Below are 26110 nucleotides of genomic sequence, written 5' to 3' on the forward strand. Positions count from 1 at the left end.
ACGCGGTTCGCGCGGCGTCACACGGCACGGAGCGTGGTGACTGCTCCGGTAGAGTTGACGCGATCGCGCCCCCATGGTGTGCGGCGCATCGGCCCCTGCCGCGCTGCCCCGAAGGATCCACTGTGCCGAAGCCTGTCGTGCTTATCGCCGAAGTACTCTCTCCCGCCACGATCGACGCTCTCGGTCCCGACTTCGACGTCCTCGACGTCGATGGCACCGACCGCGAGGCGCTGTTCGCGGCACTCGCGGATGCCGACGCCGTGCTGGTCCGCTCGGCGACCCGCATCGACGAAGAGGCTCTGGGGCATGCCCCGAAGCTGAAGGTCGTCGCCCGCGCCGGAGTGGGCCTCGACAACGTCGACATCAAGGCGGCAACTGCTGCCGGGGTCATGGTCGTCAACGCACCGACCTCGAACATCGTCTCGGCCGCCGAGCTCACGGTCGGCCACATCCTGAGCCTCGCCCGTCGCATCCCGGCCGCTCACGCCTCGCTGTCGGCCGGTGCGTGGAAGCGCAGCTCCTTCACCGGTGCCGAGCTGTTCGAGAAGACCGTCGGCATCGTCGGACTCGGCCGTATCGGCGCCCTCGTCGCCGCGCGTCTCGCGGCGTTCGACATGCGCGTCGTCGCCTATGACCCCTATGTCACCTCCGCCCGTGCACAGCAGCTCGGCGTGCAGCTGCTCTCGCTCGACGAGCTCGTCGCCGAGTCGGACTTCCTCACGATCCACATGCCGAAGACGCCCGAGACGACGGGCATGATCGGCGCCGAGCAGTTCAAGGCCATGAAGCCGACCGCTTTCGTCGTGAACGTGGCCCGCGGCGGACTGATCGACGAGGAGGCGCTGCACACCGCGCTCGTTGCCGGTGAGATCGCTGGCGCGGGCCTCGACGTCTTCACGACGGAGCCCCCGGCGGAAGGCGGCACCGCGCGCCCGCTCCTCGACCTGCCGAACGTCGTCGTCACACCGCACCTCGGCGCCAGCACCGAAGAGGCGCAGGAGAAGGCCGGAGTCTCGGTCGCCCGTTCCGTGCGACTGGCGCTGGGTGGCGACCTCGTCCCTGACGCGGTGAACGTCGCCGGTGGCGTCATCGACCCTTACGTACGCCCTGGTATCTCGCTGGTCGAGAAGCTCGGTCAGATCTTCGCCTCGCTGGCGACCTCCCCGCTCACGAGCCTCGATGTCGAGGTGCACGGTGAGCTCAACGACTATGACGTGAGCGTGCTCAAGCTCGCAGCGCTCAAGGGCGTCTTCACGAACATCGTCAGCGAGACGGTGTCCTACGTCAACGCGCCGCTCCTGGCCGACCAGCGCGGCATCGCTGTGCGCCTCATCAAGGATGACGTGAGCGACGAGTACCGCAACGTGATCACGCTGGCCGGGGCGCTGTCCGACGGCACGCAGCTGTCCGTGTCGGGCACGCTCACCGGTCCGAAGCAGGCCGAGAAGCTGATCGGGATCAACGATCACGCACTCGAACTGCCGATCGAGAAGCACCACGTGGTCATGCTGTACACCGACCGTCCCGGCATCGTGGCTGTGTACGGCCAGAAGTTCGGTGAGGCGGGCATCAACATCGCCGGCATGCAGATCGCTCGGCAGGCGGCCGGTGCGCAGGCGCTCAGCGTGCTGACGCTGGACTCGCCGGTCTCCGACGAGCTGCTCGACGATGTGCGCGACGCGATCGACGCCGACCTCTTCCGTCAGATCGAGATCACCGAGATCTGATCGGCAGATTCACGAGAGAGGGCGGGAGCGCGATGCTCCCGCCCTCTCTCGTTGCAGCCGGGGTCAGGCCGTTGCCTTCAGCACCAGAGCGATGAGCTCGGCGAGTTCGTGGCTGCGGGGGACCAGTCGCTCCGGTCCGTGCACGTCGAGCGAGTTGTTGAAGTAGAGGCCGTCGCTGACCAGCATCACGAGGTCGAGGCTCGCGGCGTCTCGCACATGGGGGCGGATCGTGTCCGCCCAGCGGCCTCTCGTCTCGCGGAGCATGTCGGCTGCGGGGACCGATCCGCCCTGCGCCAGCCGTGTCGCGGCGATCAGGACCCGATCGAGGGCGTCGTCCTCCATCACAGATGTGCGTACGTAGTAGGCGACGGGGCCTTCCTCGGCCGCCGTCATCCGCTCGAGGTCAAGGTTCGTGAGCCGGTCGAGGCGCTCGACGAGTCCTGCCACCAGCTCATCCTTCGAGCCGAAGTGATACAGGAGCCCACCCTTGGAGACGCCTGCGGCCTTGGCCGTCGCGTCGAGCGTTGCTGCCCGCTCACCGTCTTCGATGAGGATCGCTTCGAAGGCGTCGAGAACCTTCTCGCGGGCGAGCGGAGGTCGGGGCATCGTGGCTCCTCTGCACAGGTGACGGGCGGGAATTCTGTTACTATACCATCCGGACGGTTCACTAACCGAGCCATCACGATTCCTGAGAGGTGTTCCATGACCCGTACTGCGTCGATCCCGACGACAGAGACGGACGCTCCCCGCGTCGGAGCCCGCGGCTGGGCGGCGCTCGTCGTCCTCATGCTGCCGGTGCTGCTGGTGTCGGTGGACAACACGGTGCTGAGCTTCGCGCTCCCCGAGATCTCCATCGCGCTCGCGCCGACGGGTGCTGAGCAGCTGTGGATCATCGATGTGTACCCGCTGGTTCTCGCGGGTCTCCTCGTCACCATGGGCACGCTGGGTGACCGCTTCGGCCGCCGGAAGATGCTGCTGATCGGCGCGACCGGCTTCGCGGCTGTCTCGGCCCTCGCCGCTTTCGCACCGACAGCGGGACTGCTCATCGCCGCCCGTGCGCTCCTGGGCTTCTTCGGCGCCATGCTGATGCCGTCGACCCTCTCCCTCCTGCGCTCCATCTTCCAGAACCGCGACCAGCGCCGCATGGCCATCGCGGTGTGGGCCTCGGCCTTCTCCGCCGGTTCCGCGCTCGGCCCGATCGTGGGCGGTATCCTCCTCGAGCACTTCGCGTGGGGATCCGTCTTCCTGATCGCCGTCCCGGTGCTCATCCCGCTGCTCATCGCCGCGCCGCTGCTGGTACCGGAGAGCCGCGACCCGAACCCCGGCCGGATCGACCTGGTCAGCATCGCGCTGTCGATGGCCACGATGATCCCTGTGGTCTACGCGATCAAGTCGCTGGCCGTCGACGGGCCGAGCCTGACGGCAGGCGCATGGGCACTGCTCGGATTCGGCATGGGATACCTGTTCGTGCGTCGCCAGTTGCGCGTGAAGAGTCCGATGCTCGACATGGCTCTGTTCAAGCGTGGGTCGTTCTCCGGAGCGATCCTGGTCAACCTGCTCAGTGTGGTGGCGCTGGTCGGATTCCTGTACTTCGTGTCGCAGCATCTGCAGCTCGTCCTCGGACTGTCGCCGATGATGGCCGGCTTCGCGCTCGTCCCCGGAATGCTCGCGATGATCGTCGCCGGTCTCTCAGTAGTACCGGTCTCGCGTCGGGTGCCGCCGCACATCGTGATCCCCGTCGGACTCGCATTTTCGGTCGCCGGATACCTGATCGTCGCGTTCACGACCCATGAGCACGGCGTCCTGCCTCTCGTGGTCGCATTCGTGGTGCTCGGCATCGGAATCGGCGCGGCCGAGACGATCTCCAATGAGCTGATCCTGTCGAGTGCTCCTGCGGCGAAGGCCGGCGCGGCCAGTGCCGTCTCCGAAACGGCGTACGAGCTCGGCGCCGTGCTCGGCACTGCGGTGCTCGGCGGCATCATCACGGCCTTCTACCGTGGCGCGCTCGTGCTCCCGGAAGGGCTGCCGGCCGACGTCGCACATGCGGCGGGGGAGACGCTCGCCGGTGCGTACACGGCGGCGCAGGCGCTTCCGGGGCAGCTCGGGACGGCGCTCTGGGATGCGGCTGCTGCCGCGTTCGGCTCCGGTGTGATGGTCACCTCGCTGATCGGTGCAGGGCTTGTGGTCGTCGCCGGCGTCATCGCCGCCGTCACACTGCGCAAGGCCCCCTCGCACTGACCAGTACGCTGGGAGGACCGGCTCGCTCGACACTCGTCGGGCCAGGGCCGGTCCATCCCCGTGCAGTGCGCAAGGAGTGTCAATGTCGCGTGTCGTGAAGCTGGCCGTCATCCCCGGTGACGGCATCGGACCCGAGGTCATCGCCGAGGCGGAGAAGGTGCTCGACGCCGTCACTGCCGACAGCGGAGTTGTCTTCGACAAGTCACGTTTCTCGCTCGGTGCCGGTCGCTTCCTCGAGACCGGCGACACGCTCACGGATGACGACCTCGCAGCCATCGCATCGAACGATGCGATCCTGCTCGGCGCGGTCGGCGGCACCCCCGGCGACCCGCGCCTGAAAGACGCCAACATCGAGCGCGGGCTGCTGCTCAAGCTGCGCTTCACTCTCGACCACTACGTGAACCTGCGTCCGTCGAAGCTCTTCGTCGGTGCCCCCGGCCTCCTGTCCGACCCGGGCGAGATCGACTTCGTCGTGGTGCGTGAAGGCACGGAGGGACCTTACGTCGGCAACGGCGGCGCGATCCGCAAGGGCACGCCGCACGAGATCGCGAACGAGACCTCGGTGAACACCGCATTCGGCGTCGAGCGCGTCGTGCGCTACGCGTTCGAGCTCGCAGAGCGTCGTCGCAAGAAGGTGACGCTCGTGCACAAGACCAACGTTCTCGTGCACGCCGGCGCGATCTGGCAGCGCATCGTGAACGAGGTCGCAGCCGGGCACCCCGACGTCGCCGTCGACTACCTGCACGTCGATGCCGCCACGATCTTCCTGGTCACAGACCCCTCGCGCTTCGACGTGATCGTGACCGACAACCTGTTCGGCGACATCCTCACCGACCTCGCCGGCGCGGTCACCGGCGGCATCGGCCTCGCCGCATCGGGGAACATCAACCCCGACGGCGCGTTCCCCTCGATGTTCGAGCCCGTGCACGGCTCCGCTCCCGACATCGCGGGGCAGCAGAAGGCCGACCCGACCGCCGCGATCCTCTCGATCGCGCTGCTGCTCGACCACCTCGGTCTCGCCGAGGAATCCGCACGCGTGAGCGCCGCGGTCGAGGCCGACATCGCCGCCCGCACGGCGGCCCGTACGACGGCGGAGATCGGCTCCGCGATCACTGCACGCCTCTGACCGCAGGCGTAGGCTGAACGGGCGCGAAGATGCGCCCACCCACGAGGAATGGAAGACGAGATGACGACCATCGATGCAGAGGCGACCGTGGCTCCACTGGAGTTCCTCGTCATGAAGAACCTGAACGCGGTCTCACCCGCCCGGCTCGCCGAGGCGCTGGAGAATCCTGGGTTCGGTGTGGTCTTCACCGACCACATGGTCGACATCTGCTGGTCGGCCAAGGGCGGATGGCACCGTCCGCGTGTGCAGCCCTACGGTCCGATCCCGCTCGACCCGGCGGCCTCCGTCCTGCACTATGCGCAGGAGATCTTCGAGGGCATCAAGGCCTACCGTCACGCCGACGGCTCGATCCACACCTTCCGGCCCGACCGTAACGCCGCGCGTCTGCAGGCCAGTGCCCGTCGCCTCGCGCTGCCTGAACTGCCGACCGAGTACTTCATCCAGTCGCTGCGCGAGCTCGTCGCCGTCGACGGACGCTGGGTGCCGGGCGGAGCCGACCAGAGCCTGTACCTGCGCCCGTTCATGTTCGCCAAAGAGGCGTTCCTCGGCGTGCGTGCCGCGCAGAAGGTCGCCTACTACGTGATCGCGAGCCCCGCAGGCGCCTACTTCTCCGGCGGTGTGAAGCCGGTGCGCATCTGGCTCTCCGAGGAGTACGCCCGCGCGGGCAAGGGCGGAACGGGCAAGGCGAAGACCGGCGGCAACTACGCATCGAGCCTGCTCGCACAGAGCGAGGCGAGTGCCAAGGGCTGTGACCAGGTCGTGTTCCTGAACGAGCACCGCAACGTCGAAGAGCTCGGCGGCATGAACGTCGTCTTCGTCTTCAAGGACGGCCGTGTCGTCACCCCCGAGTCGGACAGCATCCTCGAGGGCATCACGCGCGACTCTCTCCTGCAGCTTGCCGAGGACCGTGGCTACACGGTCGAGAAGCGACCGATCTCGATCGACGAGTGGCGCGAAGGCGTGGCCTCCGGCGACATCGTCGAGGTGTTCGCGTGCGGCACGGCCGCGGTCGTCACCCCGATCGGCGCGCTCGTCGGCGAGGGCTTCGACGAGCCGCAGCCGCTGGGCGAGCTCGCGCTCTCCCTGCGCGAGGAGCTCACCGACATCCAGTACGGTCGTCGCGAGGACAAGCACGGCTGGCTCCTGCGCCTCGACGCCTGATCGGTCGAGACCCACGCTCACCACCGAGACCCACGCCTGCTGCCACTTGCGGGCGTGGGTCTCGGCGTCTGCGGTGGGTCTCGGCGAGGTGGACTGCGCTCGGTAGGCTGGATCCCATGAAGATCGCCCGGTTCAGCCACGACGAAGCCATCATGTACGGGATCATCGACGAGCGTGAGCTCGTGGTGCTGGCCGGAGACCCGATGTTCGCCGGGTACGAGACCACCGGGGCACGTGTGCCCTTGGCAGATGCGGCTCTGCTCGCGCCCGTGATTCCGCGGTCGAAGGTGGTCTGTGTCGGCAAGAACTACCACGACCACGCAGCTGAGATGGGGGGAGTGGCCCCCGAGGAGCCGCTGCTGTTCCTCAAGCCGAACACCTCCGTGATCGGCCCCGGCGACACGATCGTGCGCCCGACGCTGTCCGAGCGCACCGAGTACGAGGGCGAGCTCGTCGTGGTCATCGGGAAGATCGCGAAGAACGTGAAGGCCGAGAACGCGCTCGACTACGTGCTCGGCTACACGATCGGCAACGACGTGACCGCGCGCGACCTGCAGCGCAAGGACGGCCAGTGGGCGCGTGCGAAGGGCTTCGACACGTTCTGTCCGCTCGGGCCCGTGATCGAGACCGACTTCGATTCGTCGAAGGCCACGATCGAGACACGGGTCAACGGCGAGGTGCGCCAGCACGCGCCGCTCACCGACATGATCCACTCGGTGCCGGCGATCATCGAATACGCCTCAGCGGTGTTCACCCTGCTTCCCGGCGATGTCATCATGACGGGTACGCCGGCCGGTGTCGGCACGTTCGTTGCCGGAGACGTCGTCGAGGTCGAGATCTCGGGGCTGGGAATCCTGCGCAACACCGTGCGCGACGCCGTACCCGCGCCATGACCGACGTCGCCCTGACGGCGGCGCAGCAGACGGCGGTCCAGCGGCGCACCGTGCTGGTGCTGTCGTTCGGGCAGGTGCTGGGTGGGATCGCCTTCGGGGCCACGGTCTCGCTCGGCGCACTCCTGGCGGCCGACATCTCGGGGAACGACGCACTCTCGGGTCTCGCCACGGCCTCCGTCACGCTGGGTGCGGCGGCGTGTGCCATCCCGCTCGCCAGACTCGCCGCCCGCGTCGGACGGCGTCGTGCTCTCACGCTCGGCAACCTCTTCGCGTTGGTGGGCATCGCCGTCGTGATTCTCGCCGCCTCGTTGCGGGTGTTCCCCCTTCTGCTCGCCGGCATCCTGATGATCGGCGCGGGCAACGCCGGGAACCTGCAGTCGCGATTCGCCGCGACCGATCTCGCCGCGCCGCAGCATCGGGGCCGCGATCTCTCGATCGTCGTCTGGTCGACCACTATCGGCGGAGTCGCAGGGCCGCTTCTGCTCGGTCCTGGCGAGATCGTCGGGCAGGCGGTCGGGATGCCGCCGCAGACCGGCTCCTATCTGTTCTCCTTCGTCGCGCAGTGCGTGGCGTTGGTGCTGTACATCGTCGCCCTGCGCCCGGACCCGCTCCTCGCGGCACAGCGTCTGGCGAAGGCGGCGGCTGCCGCGACAGGGGTATCCCAGGCCGACCGCCCGCGAGTCGCGCGATATGCGATCTTCGCGATCGCCGGTTCTCACGTCGTCATGGCCTCGGTCATGGCGATGACGCCAGTGCACCTGTCGCACATGGCGCACGGCGCCGGTGGCATGGCCGCGACTCCGGCTGATGTGTCGGCGCTGGTGGGGATCACCATCGCTCTGCATGTCGGCGGGATGTACGCCCTGTCGCCGGTGTTCGGCGTGCTGGCCGACCGCTGGGGCCGACTCAGGGTCGTGCTGCTCGGACAGGTGCTGCTGGCCGGAGCCCTCGCATTCGCCGTGTTCACGGGCACGGAGGCCTGGGGGGTGATGGTCGCGCTCATTCTGCTGGGCCTGGGATGGAGCGCGGCGACGGTGGCTGGTGCCGCTCTACTCACCGAGGCATCCGCACCCGAGCTCCGCACACGCAGGCAGGGGCGCAGCGACTCTCTGATGAGTCTTTCGGCAGCGGCAGGCTCGGTGCTGGCCGGTGTGGTGTTGTCGAACTTCCAGTATTCGGGCCTCGGCATCGCCGCGTTCGTCCTGGTCGTCGCGATCGTGGCGCTGTCTCCACTGGCGCGCTCCGGGGCACGATGAAGCACTGGGCCGGTGTCGGCGAGGCCTACTCCGCGTCCTACGCCGACCTGTGCGCGGGCACGTTCCCCACGATGCGCGATGCGCTGGGGGAACCGAACGGCCGCCGCCTGGTCGACGTCGGCGCCGGAGACGGCACGCTCGCGGCGGCATGGTCGGCGGAGGGCTGGGGTGTCAGCGCATGTGAACCCGAGCCCACCATGCGCGCGGCCTCGCGTCAGCTGCACCCGTTGATCGAGACGATCGACGGCGCACTTCCTGAGCTTCCGTTCGCGGACGGAGCGTTCGACGTCGCGGTCGCGAACTTCGTGTTGAATCATGTCGCATCTCCACGCTCGTCCGCTGCGGAGCTGCGACGGATCAGCCGGGGTGCCGTCGTGGCGACGACCTGGACGCTTTCGCCCTCCTGGCTCTGGGCCGAGATCAGCGAGCGTGCCGGGATCGTTCCGTTAGCGGGCGATCGACTCCCGACCACCGAGGATTTCGAGCGGACGGCCGACGGATTCGGGCGGATGCTGCAGGAAGCCGGGCTGCGGTCCGTCACGGTCACAGAGGTCGGCTGGATCTGGAACGCGGATCCGGCCGCACTGTGGCGCTCGGTCGAAGGGGGAGTGGCCGGCGCAGGCGCCCTCTATGCGGGGCTCGAACCTGTTGACCGGCACCGCTTCCGCGCGGCGTTCGAGGTGGTCGTCGAGGAGCGGAGTGTGCGTGACTCGCTGCCCCTGGAGCACCGTGCGGCAGTCGCCGTGAGCGCGGGGCCGCGAGCGCTGCCCTGAGCGTCCGCGGATGCGGCATGGCCCTGCGCTACGGTCATACTCATGACCCACCTCGCCGGACGAGTCGCCGCGGGCGTCGTGCTCGCCCTGACGATCGGCGTGACCACAGGCTGCGCACCGAGCATCGAGAGCCTGGTCAGCGACAGCCTCGCTGACGCGGTCGAAGGGGCCCAAGACGTGTTGTGGGAGTACCGCGACCAGATCGTCAGCGACCCGGAAGCCACCATCGCGGGACTCGACTTCATCGGTGATGCGCGAGTCGGTGCTGACGATGGCAACCATTCGTACACCCTGTTGGCCTTGGACGAGTCCGAGGACAGCGTCACCCTGACCCTGGCCGTGGACGGCGGCGCGGAGACAGGCGGAGGGCTGTGGTACCAGCAGTCGAACGCCGTGACCTGCATCGATTTCGTCTTCCCGACGGCCGCCGCCGAGATCCGCGTGGAGGGTGTCGCATGCGGTGACGACGCGGATGCAGCCGGCTACGAACAAGTCGTACCCTTCGGGGACCTGCAGGTACGGGAGGTGGTCACGGTGGCGGACTACCCGCCACCGGTCTGCCAATGCCACAGCGGAGGCGACTGTGACTGCCCGGGAGGGTGAGGTTGCACCGCGGCGGTGAGCACCCCCGACTGAGCGGTTCGGAAGGCCGACGGCGGAACGCGCCGTCCCCGTAGAATCGAAGGGCTATGGCTACCCCTCACCCCCTCACCACGACTGTCAGTGGTGCCGACGTCCGCGTCCGTTTCTGCCCCTCGCCGACCGGTCTGCCGCATGTCGGCATGGTCCGCACGGCTCTCTACAACTGGGCCTACGCCCGCCACAACGGCGGGAAGATGGTGTTCCGCATCGAGGACACCGACGCCGCCCGCGACAGCGAGGAGAGCTTCCGTCAGCTCATCGACGCTCTCACGTGGCTCAAGATCGACTGGGATGAGGGTGTCGAGGTCGGCGGACCGCACGCTCCGTACCGGCAGTCGGAGCGCCACGACATCTACCGTGAGGTGATCGACAAGCTCATCGCCACCGGTGCGCTCTATGAGAGCTACTCGACGGCCGAGGAGATCGACGCCCGCAACGAGGCCGCCGGTCGTGCCAAGCAGCTCGGGTACGACAACTTCGACCGCGACCTGACCGACGAGCAGAAGGCGGCGTTCCGCGACGAGGGCCGTCAGCCCGCCCTGCGCCTGCGCGTGCCGGACGAAGACGTCACCTACGTCGACCTCATCCGCGGCGAGGTCACGTTCCCCGCCGGCTCGTTCCCCGACTTCGTGGTCGTGCGCCCGAACGGCGTGCCGCTGTACACGTTCGTGAACCCGGTCGACGACGCGCTCATGGGCATCACCCACGTGCTGCGCGGCGAAGACCTCATGCCGTCGACCGCGCGCCAGCTGTCGCTCTATGCCGCCCTCATCGACGCGGGCGTCACGACGTTCGTGCCCCGCTTCGCGCACATGCCGCTCGTGCTGGGAGAGACCGGCAACAAGAAGCTCTCCAAGCGCGACCCGCAGGCCGACCTGTTCCTGCACCGCGACCGCGGTTTCATCCCCGAGGGGCTGCTCAACTACCTCGCGCTTCTCGGCTGGTCGATCGGCCCCGACCGCGACGTGTTCTCGCTCGACGAGTTCACCGCCGCGTTCGACATCGTCAACGTCAACCCGAACCCGGCACGCTTCGACCAGAAGAAGGCCGAGTCGATCAACGGCGACCACATCCGGATGCTGGGGGAGAAGGACTTCGCCGAGCGGACGATCCCGTACCTCGCCGCAGCCGGTCTCTTCGACGAGCCCACGCACGAGCAGCTGGTGATGGCGTTCCGCGTCGCACCTCTCGTCCAGGAGCGCGTGCAGCTGCTGGGTGAGGTTCCCGGCATGGTCGGCTTCCTCTTCACCGACGAGGTGTCGTACGCCGAGGATGCGCTCAAGGGCCTGCCGGCGAACGCTGCCGAGGTGCTCGACGCGTGCATCGTGGCTCTCGAGCCGGTGGAGGAGTTCACTCCCGAGAAGATCCAGGAGGCGCTGGCCGCAGAGCTGGTCGAGAAGCTCGAGCTCAAGCCGCGCATCGCCTACGGCCCGCCGCGCGTGGCCATCACGGGCCGGCGGATCTCGCCGCCGCTGTTCGAGTCGATGGAGCTGCTGGGCAAGGACGAGTCGCTGCGCCGTCTACGTGCCCTCTCCGCTTTCCTTGGGAGCTGAGGCGCGACGCGCCCGAGCGGCGGCACACGCCGGTGGTTTTGGCGTTCTGCCGTCGCTCGGGTAAGCTTTAATCTCGGTGCGAGGCTCAGGTTTCGCCCTTGGGGTATGGTGTAATTGGCAACACGGCGGTTTCTGGTTCCGTTGTTCTTGGTTCGAGTCCAGGTACCCCAGCAAGATGAAAACCCCCGCTCAGGCGGGGGTTTCTTCGTTTCCGAGGCGTGCGTGGAAGTGATCGACCGCCAGGTGCGGGAGCCCTGAAGCCCCCGCACTCCGGCTCACAGGAGCAGCTGCAGCGGTTCTTCGAGCAGGTGCGTCAGCGTCGCCAGGAACTGAGCGCCCAGGGCGCCGTCGATGATCCGGTGATCGGCCGTGAGTGTGTAGCTGATCCGCCGCTGGGCGATCACCCGCTCGTCGACGAGTGTCAGCTCCTCGCGGATTCCTCCGACGGCGAGAATGGCTCCCTGCGGGTGATTGATGATCGCCGTGAAGTGGTCGACCCCGAACATGCCGAGGTTGCTGACGGTGAAGGTACCACCGTTCAGCTCTGCCGCACTGAGCCGGCGCTCAGCGGCCCGCTCCGCGAGATCCCGCGTGCGAGCGGCGATGGTCGTCATCGTCGCGGCGTCCGCCGCACGCACCACGGGGACCACCAGTCCTGCGGGCGCCGCCATCGCCACTCCGATATGGGCGTCGCGGTGCAGGAGCGTGGCGCCGCCACCGGCAGGGGAGTAGGAGGCATTGATCCCGGGGTGAGCCCGCAGGGCCAGGGCCACCGCCTTGACGAAGAGGTCGTTGATGCTGATGCGCGCCGCGGACGCCGTGGTCTCGTTGATACGCGCGCGCAGCGCGAGGAGCTCGTCGATCCGTGCCGAGGATGTCGCTGTGAAGGTCGGGATCGACGTGGTCTCCGACATCCGCGCGGCGATGATCCGGCGAGTGGCGTCGAAGGGGACCACGTCCGCAGCGAGTGCTCGGTCTTCGGGCGCCGGAGCGGGCGCGACGATCGGGCTGTCGAGGTCGGCCCTGACGATGCGCCCTCCTGGTCCCGTGCCGGTGACCACCGAGAGGTCGATTCCGTGCTCCCTGGCGATGCGGCGCACGAGCGGCGTCGCCGCCACGCGTGCCGCCGCTGCCGGAACCGCCGTCGCTGTCGCGTCTTCGACGCTCGTCGGCACCGGAGCGGATGGTGCAGGCATGGCGCTGTTCGGGGCGGGGACGCCTCCTGCCGAGGGGGCGGGGATGCCGCTGCCGTCGTCGAGCCGTGCGATCGGTGTGCCGATGGCGACGTTCTCGCCCTCGGGCACGAGGATCTCCGCGAGCACGCCGGCGTCATAGGCCTCCTGTTCCATCAGGGCCTTGTCGGTCTCGACCTCGAGCAGGAGATCGCCGGGGGCGACGACGTCGCCCGGCTTCTTGTGCCAGGCGGCGATCGCTCCCTCGGTCATCGTGTCGGAGAGGCGGGGCATGAGGATGTCGATCATGGTCTCTTCTTCGTTCTCATCGGCGCCGGGCGACGGCGTCGAGCGTTTCACGGATGGCGGTGACGGCGTCGTCGACAGATGGCAGCGCGGCGCTTTCCAGGGACTTGGCGTACGGCATCGGCACCTCTGCCATGGCGACCCGGCGGACAGGGGCGTCCAGCCAGTCGAAGGCGCCGTCGCTGATCGTGGCGGCGATCTCCGCGCCGATGCCGTAGGTGAGCCAGTCGTCTTCCAGGGTCACGGCGCAGTTCGTCTTGCGCACGGATGCGACGATGGTCTCGCGGTCGAGAGGCCGCAGGCTGCGCAGGTCGACGACCTCGACGTCGATGCCTTCGGCGGCCAGGCGCTCGGCGGCCTCCAGAGCGACTAGCGTCATCCGGGAGTAGGCGACCACGGTGATGTCGCTGCCTTCACGAGCGACCGAGGCGCGGCCGATCTCGGCCGGCTCGAGTTCGTCCGGCACCTCGCCGGTGGTGTTGTACAGCGCCAGGTTCTCGAGGACGAGGACGGGATCCTCATCGCGGATGGCGGCGATCATCAGTGCCTTGGCGTCGGCGGGAGTGGCGGGGGCGACGACCTTCATCCCGGGGACGAACGCGTAGTACAGCTCGATGTTCTGCGAATGGGTCGCGCCGAGCTGCTGCCCGCCGCCTCCGGGGGTGCGGATGACGAGGGGCACATGGGCCTGGCCGCCGAACATGCCGTAGATCTTCGCGGCGTGGTTCACGATCTGATCGAGGGCGAGCAGCGAGAAGTTGATCGTCATGATCTCGACGACCGGGCGGAGACCCACCATCGCCGCTCCGATCGCTGCACCGGTGAAGCCCTCTTCCGCGATGGGGGTGTCCCGGACGCGTTTCGGGCCGAATTCGTCGAGCAGGCCGGCCGTGATCTTGTAAGACCCTTCGAAGCGCCCGATCTCCTCTCCGATGAGGAACACGTCGTCGTCTCGCAGCATCTCGAGGCGGAGTGCATCGTGCAGAGCCTGCCGGTAGCTGATGACGCTCAACGGACACCCCCTGCGGATACGAGGTCGTGCGGTCTCGGCGGTGCGGGGAAGAGAGCGTGGCCGGGGAGGCGCCGTGAGTCATTCGGAACGGGGGTCGCGTACGTGTAGTCGAAGAGCGTGGAGACGTCGGGTTCCGGGCTCGCATCGGCGAATGCCGCCGCGGCGGCGACGTCCGCTGTGATCTCGGCATCGATCTTCTCGATCTCTCCCTCTCCGAGGACGCCTCGTTCGCGCAGGGAAGCGGCGAAATTCGCGACCGGATCGGCGGCTCGGGCGGCGGCGCGCTCGTCTTCGGAGCGGTAGCGGGCGGGGTCGACGACGGAGTGCCCCTTCATCCGGCCGGTCATCGTCTCCAGGAGATAGGGCCGGCCTGCCCTGGCGCTGGCGAGTGCGATACGTGCGGCATCGAGCACGGCGACCGGGTCACCACCGTCGACGCGGGCGGAAGCCATGCGATACGAGGAGGCGCGCTTGTACAGCTCAGGTTCTGCCGAGGACTGCTCCACGGTCGTCCCCATCCCGAGTCCGTTGTTGTTGACGACGTACACGATCGGCAGTCCCCAGAGCGCCGCGATGTTGAGCGATTCGTGGAAGGCTCCGATGTTCGTCGTGCCATCGCCCATGAGGCACATGACGGCCTCGGTCCCGCCGCGATAGTCGATCGCGAGTGCGGTGCCTGTGGCGAGGGGAATCTGTCCGCCGACGATTCCGTAGCCGCCCATGAATCGGGAGTCGAGATCGAACATGTGCATGGACCCGCCCCACCCGCGCGAGACCCCGTCCGTGCGTCCGTAGAGCTCGGCCATCGCCCGTTCCGGCGAAATCCCTCTGGCGAGCGCGTAGCCGTGCTCCCGGTAGTTGGCGTAGACGTAGTCGCTCTTCTCGAGGGCGGCCATGAGCCCCACGACGGTCGCTTCTTCTCCGAGGTTGAGGTGGCAGTATCCGCCGACCTTGGCTTCGGCGTATGCGCGTGCGGCTCGTTCTTCGAAGCGTCGGATCAGGACCATCTGACGATGGAGGGCGCGCAGCTGTTCATCGGAGGGGGAGGACTGTCGCGGACGTGAGGCCGTGGTCTTCGTCGTTCGGGCGGTGCGGGCTGGGGGCATGAGGGTTCTCCTTCTCGCCTGGGGTGAGCGGTGCGATCGTCGCGCCAGTAATGAAACTAACTACGGATCATTCTAGAATCGATGATAGTTGTTCTGTGCACGAGGAGGATCGAATGCCGGAGATCGAGGACAGCCCGCCACGACGCAAGCGCGGTCGGCCTACCGCGGATGAGCGCGCTCAGCGCCGCGACGACATCCTCGACGCCGCTGTGCGGCTCTTCGTCGAGGGCGGGTTCGAACAGGTCACGCTCGACGACATCGTCGCCGAGGCGCACGTGACGAAGCGGACGATCTACGTCTACATCGGCGACCGCACCGAGATCTTCCTCGCTGCGGTGGAACGTCTCCGCGAGCGGACGCTCCGGCAGCACGAGCCGGACGAAGGTCTCGAGCAACTCGCCGAAGACATCGTGTTCACGCTGCAGTCGGACGAGGCGGTGGGCCTGCATGGACTGATGATCGGCGAGGCTCGACGGTTCCCCGAGCTCGCTCGCCGGTTCTACGAGGAGGGCCCTCGTGGGTACATCGCGAGATTGCAGTCGCTGCTGCCGGACGATGACGTCGTCCGCGCCGAGGAGCTCTTCACGCTGCTTCTCGGGGAGCCCCATCGTCAGCGCCTACTGGGTCTGCGCCCTGCGCCGGATCGTGCGACCGCCGGTGCACAAGCGCGGGATGCTCTGGCAGCGCTCGGGCTGGCCGGCGACGGTGGCGCCGTCGCGGGCTGAGACGTGCCCCGTCTTAGCGGTCGGTGCAGGCCAGGCGCGCGGCGGGAGCGGCCCGTCGCGCCGGGAATGATTCTGCCCCCTGCATCCGATCATCCGCGGACGGGATCGGATGCAGGGGGCAGCATCGAGCGTTGCTAGGCCGAGCGTCGACGCAGGCGGAGGAGCCAGGCGCCGGCAGCCATCAGCGTCGCGGCGAGGCCCGCCCAGACCCAGCCCATCGCTGCGTCCGCACCCGTCGTGGCCAGGGCCTTCGACGCGTCATCGGATCCGGGCTTCGTGCCGGTGCCGCCGGTGCCGTCGTTCCCGTTGCCGCCGTTGCCGGGGCCGCCGTTCTCGCCTTCCCCGGGGCCGCCGTCATCGACCTGGGCGAACTCCACCGAGGCGAGCACCCTGCTCTCCACGCCGGTCAACACCAGCTCGCTGCCTTCGATGGCGAAGCTCGTGACGCCGCTGACCGCAACCGTCGAGCCGGCGATACGGAAGCCGGCGGCCGGGGTGAGCGTCAGGCGCACCTGGCCACCACGATCGGCGACGCCCTCCGCAGGCGACACGGCCCCGCCCCGGACCTCGGTTCGATAGCTGAATCGCACGGGCTGCGCCTCCACCGCGTCGACGGCGGTCTTCAGCGCATCGAAGCTCGTGCGCAGCTGTTCCTTCGTCGGTGTCGCGGCAGCGGCCCTGGCAGCAGCCGCGGCCACCGCACCGTCGACCGGGGCGGCAGTCCCCGCCAGTAGGGCGGAGCTGTTCGCCGTCGCCGTGGCGAGTGCATCGGTGAGCGTCTGATCGAAGACCCGGCCGTTCACGGCCTCGACATCGTTCGCGTTCATCAGCTCGGTCGCGTACTCGACCGCCTGTGCGAGAGCGGCAGTCTCGGCGGAGGAATCGTCCGCGGCGTACAGCCCCGCGACCTCGCTTGCATTCAGCGCCGTGTCCCACATCTTCAGGTCGTCCATGTCGAGACCGATGCCGTAGCTCTTGCTCCCGTCGACGCCCACGAGCATGTTCAGCCCGCTGGTCATGCTGCCGATGCCCGCGATGCTCGTCTCCTTCGCGAGCACGCCGTCCATGTAAGTGCTCGCGATGTTGCGCGTGCGGTCGACCGTGAGCGTCATGTGGTGCCAGGAGCCGCGGTACTCGCCGACGTCGCCGGTGGCGTAGACGCCGTTGGTGCCGTCGCCGAGCGTGAACTCGAGCTTGCCGGTGTTGGTTCCCTCCGGTGCGAGGTTGATGCCGGAGCGGTACCAGTTCGCCCAGTTCTTGTTGCTGATGATCGCGCCGTACCCGCTGACGCCGGTGACCTTCGTCCAGAAGCCGATCGTCAGGTCCTTGTCGGTGCCGAGGTCGAACTCGGGGCGCGACCCGAGGTCGATGTAGCTGCCTGCGCCGCCGCCGATGCGCGCGGCCGTTCCCGAAGACCAGGGGCGGTCGGAGGCGACATAGGAGACCGAACCCACCGGCTTCGCCACGGGTGCTGTGCCCGCGTGCGAGCCGGCGTCGCCGAGATCGCCCTCGAACGCGAGGTGCAGGAACTCGCCGTCAGGAGCGGGCGCCGGCGCCTCGGGGAAGTCGGGGAAGATGAGCTCACCGGCGGTGCGCACCGTGCCGGTGAGCGGCTCCGACGCGTTCTGGAAGTCGTCGTACGCGGTGACCGTGACGGTGTAGTTCTTGGCCGCCTTCAGGCCGCGGATGTCGAAGCCCATCGTGTTCGGAGTCATGTAGAACCGGGAGTACGCCTTGAACGATCCGGTGACGGACTTTGCCGGGTTGTTCCCGAAGTCGGGCATCTGGTTCGCGGTGAACGAGACCGGATTGCCGGCTTGGTCGCGAACCTCGACCTCGTAGTAGTTCACGAGTTCGTCGTCTTTGGCCGGGTCGAAGCGGAGCGTGAGCGACTCCTCGGTGACATCGGTCGCAGTGATAGCGGCCGCGCCCCACCACGGCGCGGTCGTACTGCGCTGCGCGGCGGTGTATGTGAAACCGCTCTTGCCCTTGGCCGTGTCGACCACCCAGGGCATGCCGATCCAGCGCTGGTGAGTGACATCGAAACGGCGGATGACGGTGCTGCCGTCGGCGAGCACCGAGACGAAGTTCGCGCTCTTCTGCGGTACTCCGGCGGCGGCATCGCCCTGGTTGCCACCGAAGTACCCACCGCCGATGAAGTCGCTCGGAACATCTTGGTAGATGTAGTTCATCGATGCGTTCTCGTAGACCGTGAAGTCTTTCTGGAAGATGCTCGTCTCCGGGTTCGATGAGAAGTGCGTGTGCGCCGAGCCGAGCAACACCTGGGGATAGGAGGCGAGGATGCGCTGCAGATCGGGGCCGGCGAGGTCGTAGTCGCCGTGGAACGGTCCGCCGAGCGAGGTGCCGGAATAGCCGCTGTGGATCGAGACGAAGATCGGCTTGGCGGGGTCGTAGTCGGGCTTCGCGGCGATGCCCTGCAGCGTGCTGGTGAGGAAGGCCTGATATCCGGTGCGCTGCCCGCCGTAGCCGAACGTGCTCGTGCCGTTGTAGTCGAGGCCGATGAAGTCGATGCCCTCGATCGTCGTGTGGAAGTTGCTCACGTATGCAGTGTCGGCGTTCGGGTAGAACCACTCCGGCGCACCGGCGGGGGCATCCGCCCGCGCGGACTCGAACGTCTTGCCCATCAGATCGGCGATGTCGTGGTTGCCCTGGGTGAGCAGCACCTGCGACTCGGGGAAGCTCTCGCGCATGACCCGCTCGACCGCGCGATACCAGCCTGCGACCTTCTCGCTGTCGCCCGCCAGGTGGGCGGAGTACTCGGGATCGTTCGCGCCGACGACGTCGCCGTTGTCGACGACGACGCTGGGGTCGAAGCCCTTCGCGGCCGCCCAGGACCGGATCGCCTGGAAATGCGGCTTCGCTCCCTCATAGGCGACCTGCTCCGAGGTCTTGTCGGCAGTGGCGGCGCCGCCGAGCTCGGTGTCGGACATCGTGATGAACTCGAGTTTCGCGTCCACGCCGTTGTACGCATCGTTCGCTGCATCGATGCGCTGCTGGGTCATCGGCTCTGCGGCGGGTGGAGCCGTCGGCACGATAGCCGCTGCCGGGAGGGCGGGAACGAGCAGGGCGAATGCGGTCGTCGCCGCGATCACCCCTCCGCCCAGCGCACGACGCAGCGTCGCCTCGGGACGAGAGCGCGTCTTCATCGGATGCTCAGTGGTCGACATGGGGATTCCTCACGTGGGTGGTCGGGTTCGTACGGGGTGGGCTGCGGGAGAGGTCAGGGGAGTGCGGGTTCGCGGGTCAGCAGGGAGGCGATCCACGGCGCCGTCACACGACCGAGGTCGGGGATCCGGTCGGTCGTACCGGTCACACCGTGCTCGTCAGGTCGCACCTGCACCACTCGGCAGCCGGCGGCGAGGGCGGCATGGGCCCCGACCGTCGAGTCCTCGAACACGAGGCAGTCGCTGGGGTCGACGCCGAGTAGGCCGACCGCCCGCTGGTAGGGCTCCGGGTGAGGCTTCGTGTGCCGGACATCATCGGCGGTGACCACTGCGTCGAAGGCACCGAGGTGCACGCTCTCCTCGACCGCGGCGACCCAGCGGCGGGACGAGCTCGTGACCAGGGCGAGCGGGACGCCCTCCCGACGCAAGCCACCGAGCGCCTCCTCTGCGCCCCGGATCCAGCGCAGGCGACCGGCGAAGGTGCCGATCGTGTGGTCTTCGAGCTCGGTGGCGACCTCCGTCGCGTGAGCGGACAGCCCCCCGGCCGCGATCAGAATGCGCGCGGCGTCGATGCTCGAGAGCCCCTCGAAGTCGGCGAGCTGGGTCGGCGAGACCGGTGCACCGACGCGCTCCAGCCGGGAACGAATCGTGTCGAGCCACACGCTTTCGCTGTCGACGAGCGTGCCGTCGAGGTCGAAGAGCACTGCGGAGGGCCACTCTGCGACGTGGCGGTGGGAGAAGGTCATCGAGGGGTTCACTCGACGATTACCCCGCCCCTCGGTGTGCGGAGTGCGGCGCGCAGATGAACGACCACTGAACGATCGCTGCTCCCGGAGGCGACACGCGGGACAACTGTGAACTGCTGTCCTGTTCGCGCGTTCAGAGGCCGTGCGGCTCGCCTAGTGTGAGACCGTGCCACCGGCGACCGCGCGCTCACACCGCGAGATCATGAGCGATCTGATGACCAGGATCATCGACGGGGAGTTCGTGCCCGGGTCGAGTCTCCCCTCCGAGACGAAGCTGGGTCTGCACTACGGATCTACCCGCGGGACCGTGCGCCGCGCACTCGCGGGGCTCGAGGACCGAGGGCTGGTGTCCCCGGTTCAAGGCACGGGGTGGATCGTCCGTTCGGGCCGTCAGAGCCAGTCGTTCGAGGAGCTGCGGTCGTTCGCCCAGTGGGCCCGCTCCAAAGGGATGAAGCCCGGCGGGCGAGTGCGTCGCAAGGAGTTCGGCGAGGCGACAGCGGCCGAGGCCCGTCGACTGTGGGTGAGCCCCAGGGCGCGGGTACTCCGCGTGACCAGGACGCGCAGTATCGACGGGCGCGATGTGATGCTGGAGCGCACGTGCTATCCCCACTGGATCGCCGATCAGGTCGCTGCGATCGCCGATGACGAAGCCTCTGTCGTCGACGCGCTGACCCGTGACTTCGGGGTGGTGACTGCGTTCGCCGAGCACGCCATCGACGCCGTCTCCGTCTCCAGCGCCGACGCCGACCTGCTCGGAGTCCGTCGTGCGAGCCCGCTGCTGCGGGTGCGGCGGGTGAGTTACGCCCCTGGGGGCGAGCCGATCGAGTACGGCGAGGACCGCTACCTGCCGGATACCGTGACGTTTCTGGTCACGGCATCGCGAGAGAGCTCTCCGCTCACGCGTACCGAGTTCTCGCGGTAGGCGCTCGGTCGGGCTGCGCCGTCGGCCCGCGTCGCGTCCGACGAAGTCGAGGGTGCCGAGTAATGTGAATACGTGACAGGAACACGAGCTGAAGCGGCATTCTCCCGCGCTGTCACCGCATTCAGCACTCCGACCCTCGATCTGCTCCACGGTCGGTTCGCGCCCTTCGTCGTCGCATCGCTTTCGCTCCTGTTCACGGCCGACCGCGCATCCATCCCGATCGCCGATGCCCAGGCCGAGCTCTCCGAGATCCTCGACGAGCTGCGCGGCGCGGGGTACGACGAAGACGACCGTCGTGTTCCGGCAGGCACGGGCCGCGACGTCGCCAGGAACTGGGTCCGGCTGGGCTGGCTGGTGCAGCAGATCGACGAGGACGTCGAGGTGTACCGGCTGTCCGCGCATGCTGTGGAGGCGCTGGAGATCGCGGGTCGCACCGGCGGCGGTCGCACGCGTGTCTCCAACTCGCGGGTGCGCACGCTTCTCGAAGCCGTGGAACACCTGGCGGACAGTGCCGAGGCCGATCCGGTCCGGCGACTCGCACGTCTCCGCGAGGAGCGCGCCGTCCTCGACGCCGAGATCGACCGGATCGAGGAGTCGGGGCGGGCCGACCCGCTGGACGACGAGGAGCTCTTCGAAGAAGCCGAGAACGTGCTGCATCTGGCGCGTGAGCTCCCGGCCGACTTCACCCGGGTCGCCGAGTCGCTCAAGCTCATGCAGCGCGACGTCGTCGCCCATCTGCGGCGCGACGAGCGGCCGACCGGCGAGGTGCTCCGCGAATATCTGCAGCGCGCGCAGGATGTCATGAACTCGACTCCGGAAGGGCGTGCCTTCGCCGGCGCCCTCCGGCTGATCGGCGACCCGGATCGCATCGACGCGCTCACCGATCAGCTGCACGGCCTGCTCCGCAAGCCGTTCGCCCGCATGCTCGACAGCACTCAGCGCGCCGAGCTCGACGCCATCGGGCGTCGGGTGGAACTCGGCGTGGAGGAGGTCCTGGCCGCGCAACGGCGGGCGTCGCACGTCATCACCGGCCAGGTGAAGACGCATGATCCGCTGCGGGACCGTCAGATCGACGACCTTCTTCGCGACGTCATCGCCGCGCTGCACGTCTGGGACGGCGCGGGGGCGAGCGCTGCACCGGTGCGCAGCCTCCCGCTCGTCGATCTGGGTCACCTCAGACAGACCGTCAGCAGCATCCGCCCGCCTGCCGTCCCCGCTCCTCTGGCAGATGCCGGCGACGTCGAGTTCGCCGACGTCGATTCCCGCGCATGGGGTGGTCCGCGCTACGCCGAGCTCGAGGAGTACGTTGCAGGTCTCGGTCCGGAGTTCGACCTCGCCGCCGCGTTCGCGGAGGGTGCCGACGACACCCGTCGCCCCGTCGACCTCGTCGGACTGCTCGAGATCGCCCACCGCAACGGCATGACCGAGAGCGATGCGGTGTCGGTGGTCGAAGCGCTGCGCCCGGACGGCTCGACGCGACGTTTCGCGTTCGGAGCCGTCACGGCACGCAACCCGAAGGAAGAAGCACATGCCTGAAGAGAGCCTCGTGACGGAAGCGCCGGCCGATGATGCCTTCATCGCCCCGGTCCCGATGGAAGACGACATCGAGGAGCACTTCGCGGGTGACCGCGGCACGCTGGACCCCGAGATCCGGCGTCTGCTGGCGCACATCCTCCAACGTCGTTTCATCGCTGCGGAACGCAACCGTCGGGAATGGACCCTCCTGCTCGACCATCAGCAGGTGATCGAGTCTCGCTTGAACGACCTGTACCTGCGCCTGGTCGTCGACCACGGTCGTGGGTTCGCCTACAAGCAGCAACTCCGCTCCGACGAGATCGACATGCCGGTTCTACTCAAGGACGCCCCGTACACGCGTGCCGAGACCCTGGTGCTCGTGCACTTGCGCACCGTCTATCAGCGCGAGTCCGCGGCGGGTGAGGCATCCGTGCGCATCGACATCGAAGATCTCGAGCAGACCGTGCTGAGCTACTTCACCGACGTCGACGGCGGCACAGCACGGCAGCAGAAGGCGATCCGCAACGCGATGGATCGGTTGGACCGCGAGGGCATCGTCCAGGAGGAGACCAGCGGGCGCTATCGGATCAGCGCGCTCGTCGAGGTCGTCCTCAGTGCGGAGACCCTGAAAGAGCTCCGCGATTGGCTGCGGTCGCAGGAAGTGGTGGAACGATGACGATGGTCGACACGCTCTTCGGACTCATCCCGGCGGGTTCTCGGGGACAGCAGTGGGTGGCGGAGGAACTGCAGCTGATCAACTGGGGCGGATATGACGGAGGCCCCCACCGCGTGCGCTTCTCACCCGACGCGACTCTGCTCTGCGGTGGCTCGGGTTCCGGCAAGTCCACCCTCATGGATGCATACATCGCCCTGATGATGCCGCATACGACGCCGTTCAACGGTGCATCCAACGGTGGGGTGACGGGACGACCTCGCGGCGACGAGCAGCGGAACATCCTCTCCTACGGGCGCGGGAAGATCGACGAGTCCCGCACAGAGGAGGGCACGAAGCTGCGCGTGCTCCGCGGAGACGGCGAAGACACCTGGAGTGCGATCGCGACGACGTGGCTCGATCATGACGGGTCGCGGTTCACTGCGGTGCGGGCGTGGTACATCCCGGCGGATGCGCGCGTCCTGGAAGACACGGTTCGGGTTCGGGCGACCGTGAGCGGGCCCTTCGACCTGGGGCTGCTGGAGAAGGCGGCGACGCAGCGGCTCTCCGATGCGTCGGTGCGGGCGACGGGCCTTGAGACCCTCGCCACCGACCGTGAGTTCTCGGCGCGGCTGCAGGCGGTGCTCGGAATCGGGGCGGCAGGTTCCGGTGCCAAGGCGATTAGCCTTCTGGCCAGGATCCAGGCGGGGCAGCAGATCACGACGGTCGACGATCTGTACAAGAAGCTCGTGCTGGAAGAGCCGGAGACCATGGCGACGGCTGACGCCGTCGTGGCGCATTTCGACGAGCTCGAGAGCACGCGCACGAGGATGCTCACCGCGAAGCAGCAGGTGAGTGCACTCGAGCCGATCCGAGGTATCAAAGACCGCATCGCGTCGGCCGCCGAGCGCGTGCGCGTCATCGACGAGGTCGGGGTGTTCACCGATCCCGCCTCGCTCGCCGCGCTCTGGAACGCGCAGCGGCGTCTGGATCTGCTGCGCGACGTCGAGGGGGAGCTGGGGGAACGCTCCCGTGCGCTGAGCCTCGCCGTGCGCGAGAAGCGTGCGCTCGTCGATGCCGCCGATGTCGAGCGCGAGGGGCTTCTCGATGTGCTGCGGCAGTCCGGCGGCGACCGCCTCGAGACGGCGCAGCGTGAGCTCCGGGTGGCCGAGCGTCGTGTGGAGGATGTCATTCGGGAACGGGCGAAGTTCGACACGATCGTCCGGGATCTCGGGGAGAACGTTGACACTGCCGCGCAGTTCGAGGCCTTCGTGTCCGGCGCTCGGGGCTCGTCTCCGAAGTCCGACATCCGTGACGCGCGTGCAGCCTTCGCCGATGCCGAGACGGCGCGGAGGACAGCCGAGGCCGAGATCCGGCGGCTGCGCGACGAGCGCGAGCGGACCAGCCGCGTGCGCGGCAGCATCCCCGCGCACCTCGACGAATCGCGCTCCATGCTCGCGGGGGCAGTCGGACTCGACCCGTCGGATCTTCCGTTCGTCGGCGAGCTCATCGAGCTGCGGACGGAGTTCGAGCCCTGGCGCGAGGCCTTCAACCTGGCGCTCGGGGGATTCGCCAGGACGCTCCTGATCGACGCCGAGCACCTTTCGTCGTTCCGCACCGCCATCAACTCCATCCGCACACCGGAACGGTTGAACTACGAGGGCGTGCACACGGGGCTCCCTGAAGCTCGTAACGCCGACCCGAAGACACTCCCGGCTCGGCTCGATTATCTGCCGACCCCCTTCACCGGCTGGCTTCAGCAGCGGCTCCAGGATCGCTTCGGCTATGTCTGCGTGGACTCGTCATCGCAGCTGGGCGAGCACCAGAAGGCCCTCACCATCAGCGGTCAGATGTCTCAGGGGAGCCGAGGCGCCCACGGCGGGCAGGGCCGTGCCAATGTGCTGGGCTTCACGAACGACCGTCGGCTGCGTGAGATCGACGATCAGCTGCTGCAGCTGGCCGACCGCTACGAGGAGTGCGCCTCCTCCGCCCAGGCTGCCGAGTCCGCCCTCGACCGCATCGAGGCGCGGTCGACCGCCTTCGCGAAGGTCGAAGACCTCACCTGGGAGCAGATCGATGTCGCCGCGGTGGAGGCCGAGCGAGAACGCTGGCTCGCCGTCGAGGCAGAGGTCACGACGGCCAGTCCCGAGATCGCTCAGCTCAAGCGTCAAGCCGAAGACCTGAGGTCTCGTGCAGGGAGGCTCCGCGACGAGGAGGCGCGTCTGAGCAATGAGCTCGCCCAGACACAGGAGCACTGGGGACAGGTCACCGACGACGTCGACACGTGTCAGACCGTGATCGATTCAGCGTCGGCATCCGGAGTGGCGCTGGGGGACGGGCATGCGTCGTTCCTGGACGGTCGGTTCCTGCACTCCGAGACGGGGGACACCCCGTTCGCGTCTCAGCGACTGGCACATCTGGACACCGCTCTGCGGACTGCGGCGCAGCGTCTTCACGAGGATCGTCGCGAGGCCGCCGAGGCGCACGAGCAGCAGCGCGAGAGCATGCGGCGACTGATGTCCGGGTTCCTCGAGCGCTGGGACAACCTCACGATCCTCCCGGATCCTGACGCATCGGTCGGGGAGTTCGAGAGCATTCTGGCAGCGCTTCAGACCAACGGCCTGCACGAGCTGGAGATCGAGTGGCGCGACAGCCTGCTCAAGCTGTCAGGGAATGATCTGACGAGTCTCGATTCGACGCTCAGCCGTTCTCTGCGCGAGATCAAGGATCGTATCGATCCCATCAACCGGATCATGGAGGAGCTGCCGTTCTACGACGACGATCATCGTCTCCAGATCACCCCGCGCGAGAACCAGAGCGAGGCACGCAAGCGATTCCGCCGCGAGCTTCGCGAGGTCCGGGGACTGATCGACGCGGCATCGACCGATGCGGAACGGGAAACCGTCTACCGCAAGATGAGCCGCCTCATCGGACGGATGCGGCGGTCGGCCCCTGACTTCGCCGAACTCATCGACGTGCGCAACCACGTGCGGGTGAGCGCGGAGCGGGTCACCGCCGCGACGCGTGAGCACGTCGCGCTCTACGACCACATCGGAGAGAAGTCCGGAGGGGAGTCGCAGGAGCTCGTCGCGTTCATCGTGGGCGCAGCCCTTCGGTACCAGCTCGGGGATGCGGGTGCCGCGCGCCCGCGCTATGCGCCGGTCTTCATGGATGAGGCGCTGATCAAGGCGGATGCCCACTTCACCAAGCGCGCGATCGGCGCCTGGAGAGGGCTCGGCTTCCAGCTCGTCATCGGTGCGCCGAACGACAAGTACAGCGCGATCGAGCCGCACGTCGACGTCGAGTACGACATCCTCAAGGACACCCGCGGGCGCTCCTGGGCGAAGGCGAAGGTCGGCCTGCCCGACACGGCGGCCTGAAAGCGAGGCCGCTCGCGTCG

The 26110-nt window shown here is 68.1% G+C and carries 20 protein-coding genes and 1 tRNA gene; 15 read left to right on the forward strand and 6 right to left on the reverse strand.

Annotated features, from left to right (window positions below; genetic code table 11):
- The first annotated feature begins 122 nt into the window (after nt 1-122).
- Nucleotides 123-1727, forward strand: coding sequence for a phosphoglycerate dehydrogenase (gene serA / locus CQ040_RS00920; RefSeq protein WP_105525506.1), 1605 nt, complete (start codon nt 123-125; stop codon nt 1725-1727).
- Between the two features lie 63 nt (nt 1728-1790).
- Here the strand turns inward: serA and CQ040_RS00925 are convergent, their stop codons facing one another.
- Nucleotides 1791-2333: a TetR/AcrR family transcriptional regulator gene (locus CQ040_RS00925; RefSeq protein ID WP_028502746.1), complete on the reverse strand. Its 543-nt coding sequence runs from the start codon at nt 2331-2333 to the stop codon at nt 1791-1793.
- A gap of 96 nt (nt 2334-2429) precedes the next feature.
- Between CQ040_RS00925 and CQ040_RS00930 the strand changes: the two genes are divergently transcribed.
- The 9 genes from CQ040_RS00930 (at nt 2430) to CQ040_RS00970 (ending at nt 11540) form a co-directional block, all read left to right on the forward strand.
- Complete coding sequence (locus CQ040_RS00930) at nt 2430-3965, forward strand: MFS transporter (RefSeq protein WP_105525505.1); 1536 nt, start codon at nt 2430-2432, stop codon at nt 3963-3965.
- An 82-nt stretch (nt 3966-4047) separates the two neighbouring features.
- Nucleotides 4048-5091: a 3-isopropylmalate dehydrogenase gene (locus tag CQ040_RS00935; RefSeq protein WP_105525504.1), complete on the forward strand. Its 1044-nt coding sequence runs from the start codon at nt 4048-4050 to the stop codon at nt 5089-5091.
- A gap of 60 nt (nt 5092-5151) precedes the next feature.
- Nucleotides 5152-6252, forward strand: coding sequence for a branched-chain amino acid aminotransferase (locus CQ040_RS00940; RefSeq protein WP_028502743.1), 1101 nt, complete (start codon nt 5152-5154; stop codon nt 6250-6252).
- Between the two features lie 116 nt (nt 6253-6368).
- Complete coding sequence (locus CQ040_RS00945; protein ID WP_028502742.1) at nt 6369-7145, forward strand: fumarylacetoacetate hydrolase family protein; 777 nt, start codon at nt 6369-6371, stop codon at nt 7143-7145.
- Nucleotides 7142-8401 carry an MFS transporter gene (locus tag CQ040_RS00950; RefSeq protein WP_105525503.1) on the forward strand — a complete coding sequence of 420 codons (1260 nt, stop codon included), beginning with the start codon at nt 7142-7144 and terminating at the stop codon, nt 8399-8401. Before CQ040_RS00945 ends, CQ040_RS00950 begins: the two co-directional genes overlap by 4 nt.
- Nucleotides 8398-9174, forward strand: coding sequence for a class I SAM-dependent methyltransferase (locus CQ040_RS00955; RefSeq protein ID WP_105525502.1), 777 nt, complete (start codon nt 8398-8400; stop codon nt 9172-9174). Before CQ040_RS00950 ends, CQ040_RS00955 begins: the two co-directional genes overlap by 4 nt.
- 42 nt (nt 9175-9216) lie before the next feature.
- Nucleotides 9217-9777 carry a hypothetical protein gene (locus CQ040_RS00960; RefSeq protein ID WP_105525501.1) on the forward strand — a complete coding sequence of 187 codons (561 nt, stop codon included), beginning with the start codon at nt 9217-9219 and terminating at the stop codon, nt 9775-9777.
- 86 nt (nt 9778-9863) lie between these two features.
- On the forward strand, nt 9864-11369 hold the full coding sequence (gene gltX, locus CQ040_RS00965) for a glutamate--tRNA ligase (protein ID WP_105525500.1): 1506 nt from the start codon (nt 9864-9866) through the stop codon (nt 11367-11369).
- Between the two features lie 99 nt (nt 11370-11468).
- Nucleotides 11469-11540: transfer RNA gene (locus tag CQ040_RS00970), tRNA-Gln, on the forward strand.
- A 104-nt stretch (nt 11541-11644) separates the two neighbouring features.
- Here the strand turns inward: CQ040_RS00970 and CQ040_RS00975 are convergent.
- Genes CQ040_RS00975 through pdhA form a run of 3 tightly spaced genes read right to left on the reverse strand, consistent with a single transcriptional unit; the run spans nt 11645 to nt 14965 of the window.
- Nucleotides 11645-12850 carry a dihydrolipoamide acetyltransferase family protein gene (locus CQ040_RS00975; protein WP_105525674.1) on the reverse strand — a complete coding sequence of 402 codons (1206 nt, stop codon included), beginning with the start codon at nt 12848-12850 and terminating at the stop codon, nt 11645-11647.
- A gap of 16 nt (nt 12851-12866) precedes the next feature.
- Complete coding sequence (locus CQ040_RS00980) at nt 12867-13859, reverse strand: alpha-ketoacid dehydrogenase subunit beta (RefSeq protein ID WP_105525499.1); 993 nt, start codon at nt 13857-13859, stop codon at nt 12867-12869.
- Entirely contained in the window at nt 13856-14965 is a 1110-nt protein-coding gene (pdhA, locus tag CQ040_RS00985) for a pyruvate dehydrogenase (acetyl-transferring) E1 component subunit alpha (RefSeq protein WP_105525498.1), read from the reverse strand. The genes CQ040_RS00980 and pdhA overlap by 4 nt, the downstream gene beginning before the upstream one ends.
- Before the next feature lie 113 nt (nt 14966-15078).
- Between pdhA and CQ040_RS00990 the strand changes: the two genes are divergently transcribed.
- Complete coding sequence (locus CQ040_RS00990) at nt 15079-15690, forward strand: TetR/AcrR family transcriptional regulator (RefSeq protein ID WP_105525497.1); 612 nt, start codon at nt 15079-15081, stop codon at nt 15688-15690.
- Nucleotides 15691-15824: 134 nt separating this feature from the next.
- On the opposite strand, the gene CQ040_RS00995 is transcribed toward CQ040_RS00990, so the two are convergent.
- A complete protein-coding gene (locus CQ040_RS00995) occupies nt 15825-18878 on the reverse strand; it encodes a LamG-like jellyroll fold domain-containing protein (protein WP_258131201.1) in 3054 nt (1017 codons plus the stop codon).
- Between the two features lie 53 nt (nt 18879-18931).
- Entirely contained in the window at nt 18932-19621 is a 690-nt protein-coding gene (locus CQ040_RS01000; RefSeq protein ID WP_105525496.1) for an HAD family phosphatase, read from the reverse strand.
- 166 nt (nt 19622-19787) lie between these two features.
- Between CQ040_RS01000 and CQ040_RS01005 the strand changes: the two genes are divergently transcribed.
- The 4 genes from CQ040_RS01005 (at nt 19788) to CQ040_RS01020 (ending at nt 26090) form a co-directional block, all read left to right on the forward strand.
- A complete protein-coding gene (locus CQ040_RS01005) occupies nt 19788-20543 on the forward strand; it encodes a GntR family transcriptional regulator (RefSeq protein ID WP_258131200.1) in 756 nt (251 codons plus the stop codon).
- Nucleotides 20544-20615: 72 nt separating this feature from the next.
- Nucleotides 20616-22079 (forward strand): DUF3375 domain-containing protein, encoded by a 1464-nt coding sequence (locus CQ040_RS01010; protein ID WP_105525494.1) that lies wholly within the window; start codon nt 20616-20618, stop codon nt 22077-22079.
- The gene (locus tag CQ040_RS01015) at nt 22072-22734 is read left to right on the forward strand and encodes a DUF4194 domain-containing protein (protein WP_105525493.1); all 663 of its coding nucleotides are present in this window, start codon (nt 22072-22074) and stop codon (nt 22732-22734) included. The genes CQ040_RS01010 and CQ040_RS01015 overlap by 8 nt, the downstream gene beginning before the upstream one ends.
- On the forward strand, nt 22731-26090 hold the full coding sequence (locus tag CQ040_RS01020) for an ATP-binding protein (RefSeq protein ID WP_105525492.1): 3360 nt from the start codon (nt 22731-22733) through the stop codon (nt 26088-26090). Before CQ040_RS01015 ends, CQ040_RS01020 begins: the two co-directional genes overlap by 4 nt.
- Nucleotides 26091-26110: the final 20 nt, after the last annotated feature.

The sequence above is a fragment of the Microbacterium sp. MYb54 genome, from assembly GCF_002979515.1.
GTDB lineage: Bacteria > Actinomycetota > Actinomycetes > Actinomycetales > Microbacteriaceae > Microbacterium.

What these genes read in the sequence shown, in the direction of transcription:
- CQ040_RS00925 (WP_028502746.1), bottom strand. Translation starts at nt 2,333, where the DNA reads ATGCCCCGACCTCCGCTCGCCCGCGAGAAGGTTCTCGACGCCTTCGAA.
- CQ040_RS00930 (WP_105525505.1), top strand. Translation starts at nt 2,430, where the DNA reads ATGACCCGTACTGCGTCGATCCCGACGACAGAGACGGACGCTCCCCGC.
- CQ040_RS00935 (WP_105525504.1), top strand. Translation starts at nt 4,048, where the DNA reads ATGTCGCGTGTCGTGAAGCTGGCCGTCATCCCCGGTGACGGCATCGGA.
- CQ040_RS00940 (WP_028502743.1), top strand. Translation starts at nt 5,152, where the DNA reads ATGACGACCATCGATGCAGAGGCGACCGTGGCTCCACTGGAGTTCCTC.
- CQ040_RS00945 (WP_028502742.1), top strand. Translation starts at nt 6,369, where the DNA reads ATGAAGATCGCCCGGTTCAGCCACGACGAAGCCATCATGTACGGGATC.
- CQ040_RS00950 (WP_105525503.1), top strand. Translation starts at nt 7,142, where the DNA reads ATGACCGACGTCGCCCTGACGGCGGCGCAGCAGACGGCGGTCCAGCGG.
- CQ040_RS00955 (WP_105525502.1), top strand. Translation starts at nt 8,398, where the DNA reads ATGAAGCACTGGGCCGGTGTCGGCGAGGCCTACTCCGCGTCCTACGCC.
- CQ040_RS00960 (WP_105525501.1), top strand. Translation starts at nt 9,217, where the DNA reads ATGACCCACCTCGCCGGACGAGTCGCCGCGGGCGTCGTGCTCGCCCTG.
- gltX (WP_105525500.1), top strand. Translation starts at nt 9,864, where the DNA reads ATGGCTACCCCTCACCCCCTCACCACGACTGTCAGTGGTGCCGACGTC.
- CQ040_RS00975 (WP_105525674.1), bottom strand. Translation starts at nt 12,850, where the DNA reads ATGATCGACATCCTCATGCCCCGCCTCTCCGACACGATGACCGAGGGA.
- pdhA (WP_105525498.1), bottom strand. Translation starts at nt 14,965, where the DNA reads ATGCCCCCAGCCCGCACCGCCCGAACGACGAAGACCACGGCCTCACGT.
- CQ040_RS00990 (WP_105525497.1), top strand. Translation starts at nt 15,079, where the DNA reads ATGCCGGAGATCGAGGACAGCCCGCCACGACGCAAGCGCGGTCGGCCT.
- CQ040_RS00995 (WP_258131201.1), bottom strand. Translation starts at nt 18,878, where the DNA reads ATGTCGACCACTGAGCATCCGATGAAGACGCGCTCTCGTCCCGAGGCG.
- CQ040_RS01000 (WP_105525496.1), bottom strand. Translation starts at nt 19,621, where the DNA reads ATGACCTTCTCCCACCGCCACGTCGCAGAGTGGCCCTCCGCAGTGCTC.
- CQ040_RS01015 (WP_105525493.1), top strand. Translation starts at nt 22,072, where the DNA reads ATGCCTGAAGAGAGCCTCGTGACGGAAGCGCCGGCCGATGATGCCTTC.
- CQ040_RS01020 (WP_105525492.1), top strand. Translation starts at nt 22,731, where the DNA reads ATGACGATGGTCGACACGCTCTTCGGACTCATCCCGGCGGGTTCTCGG.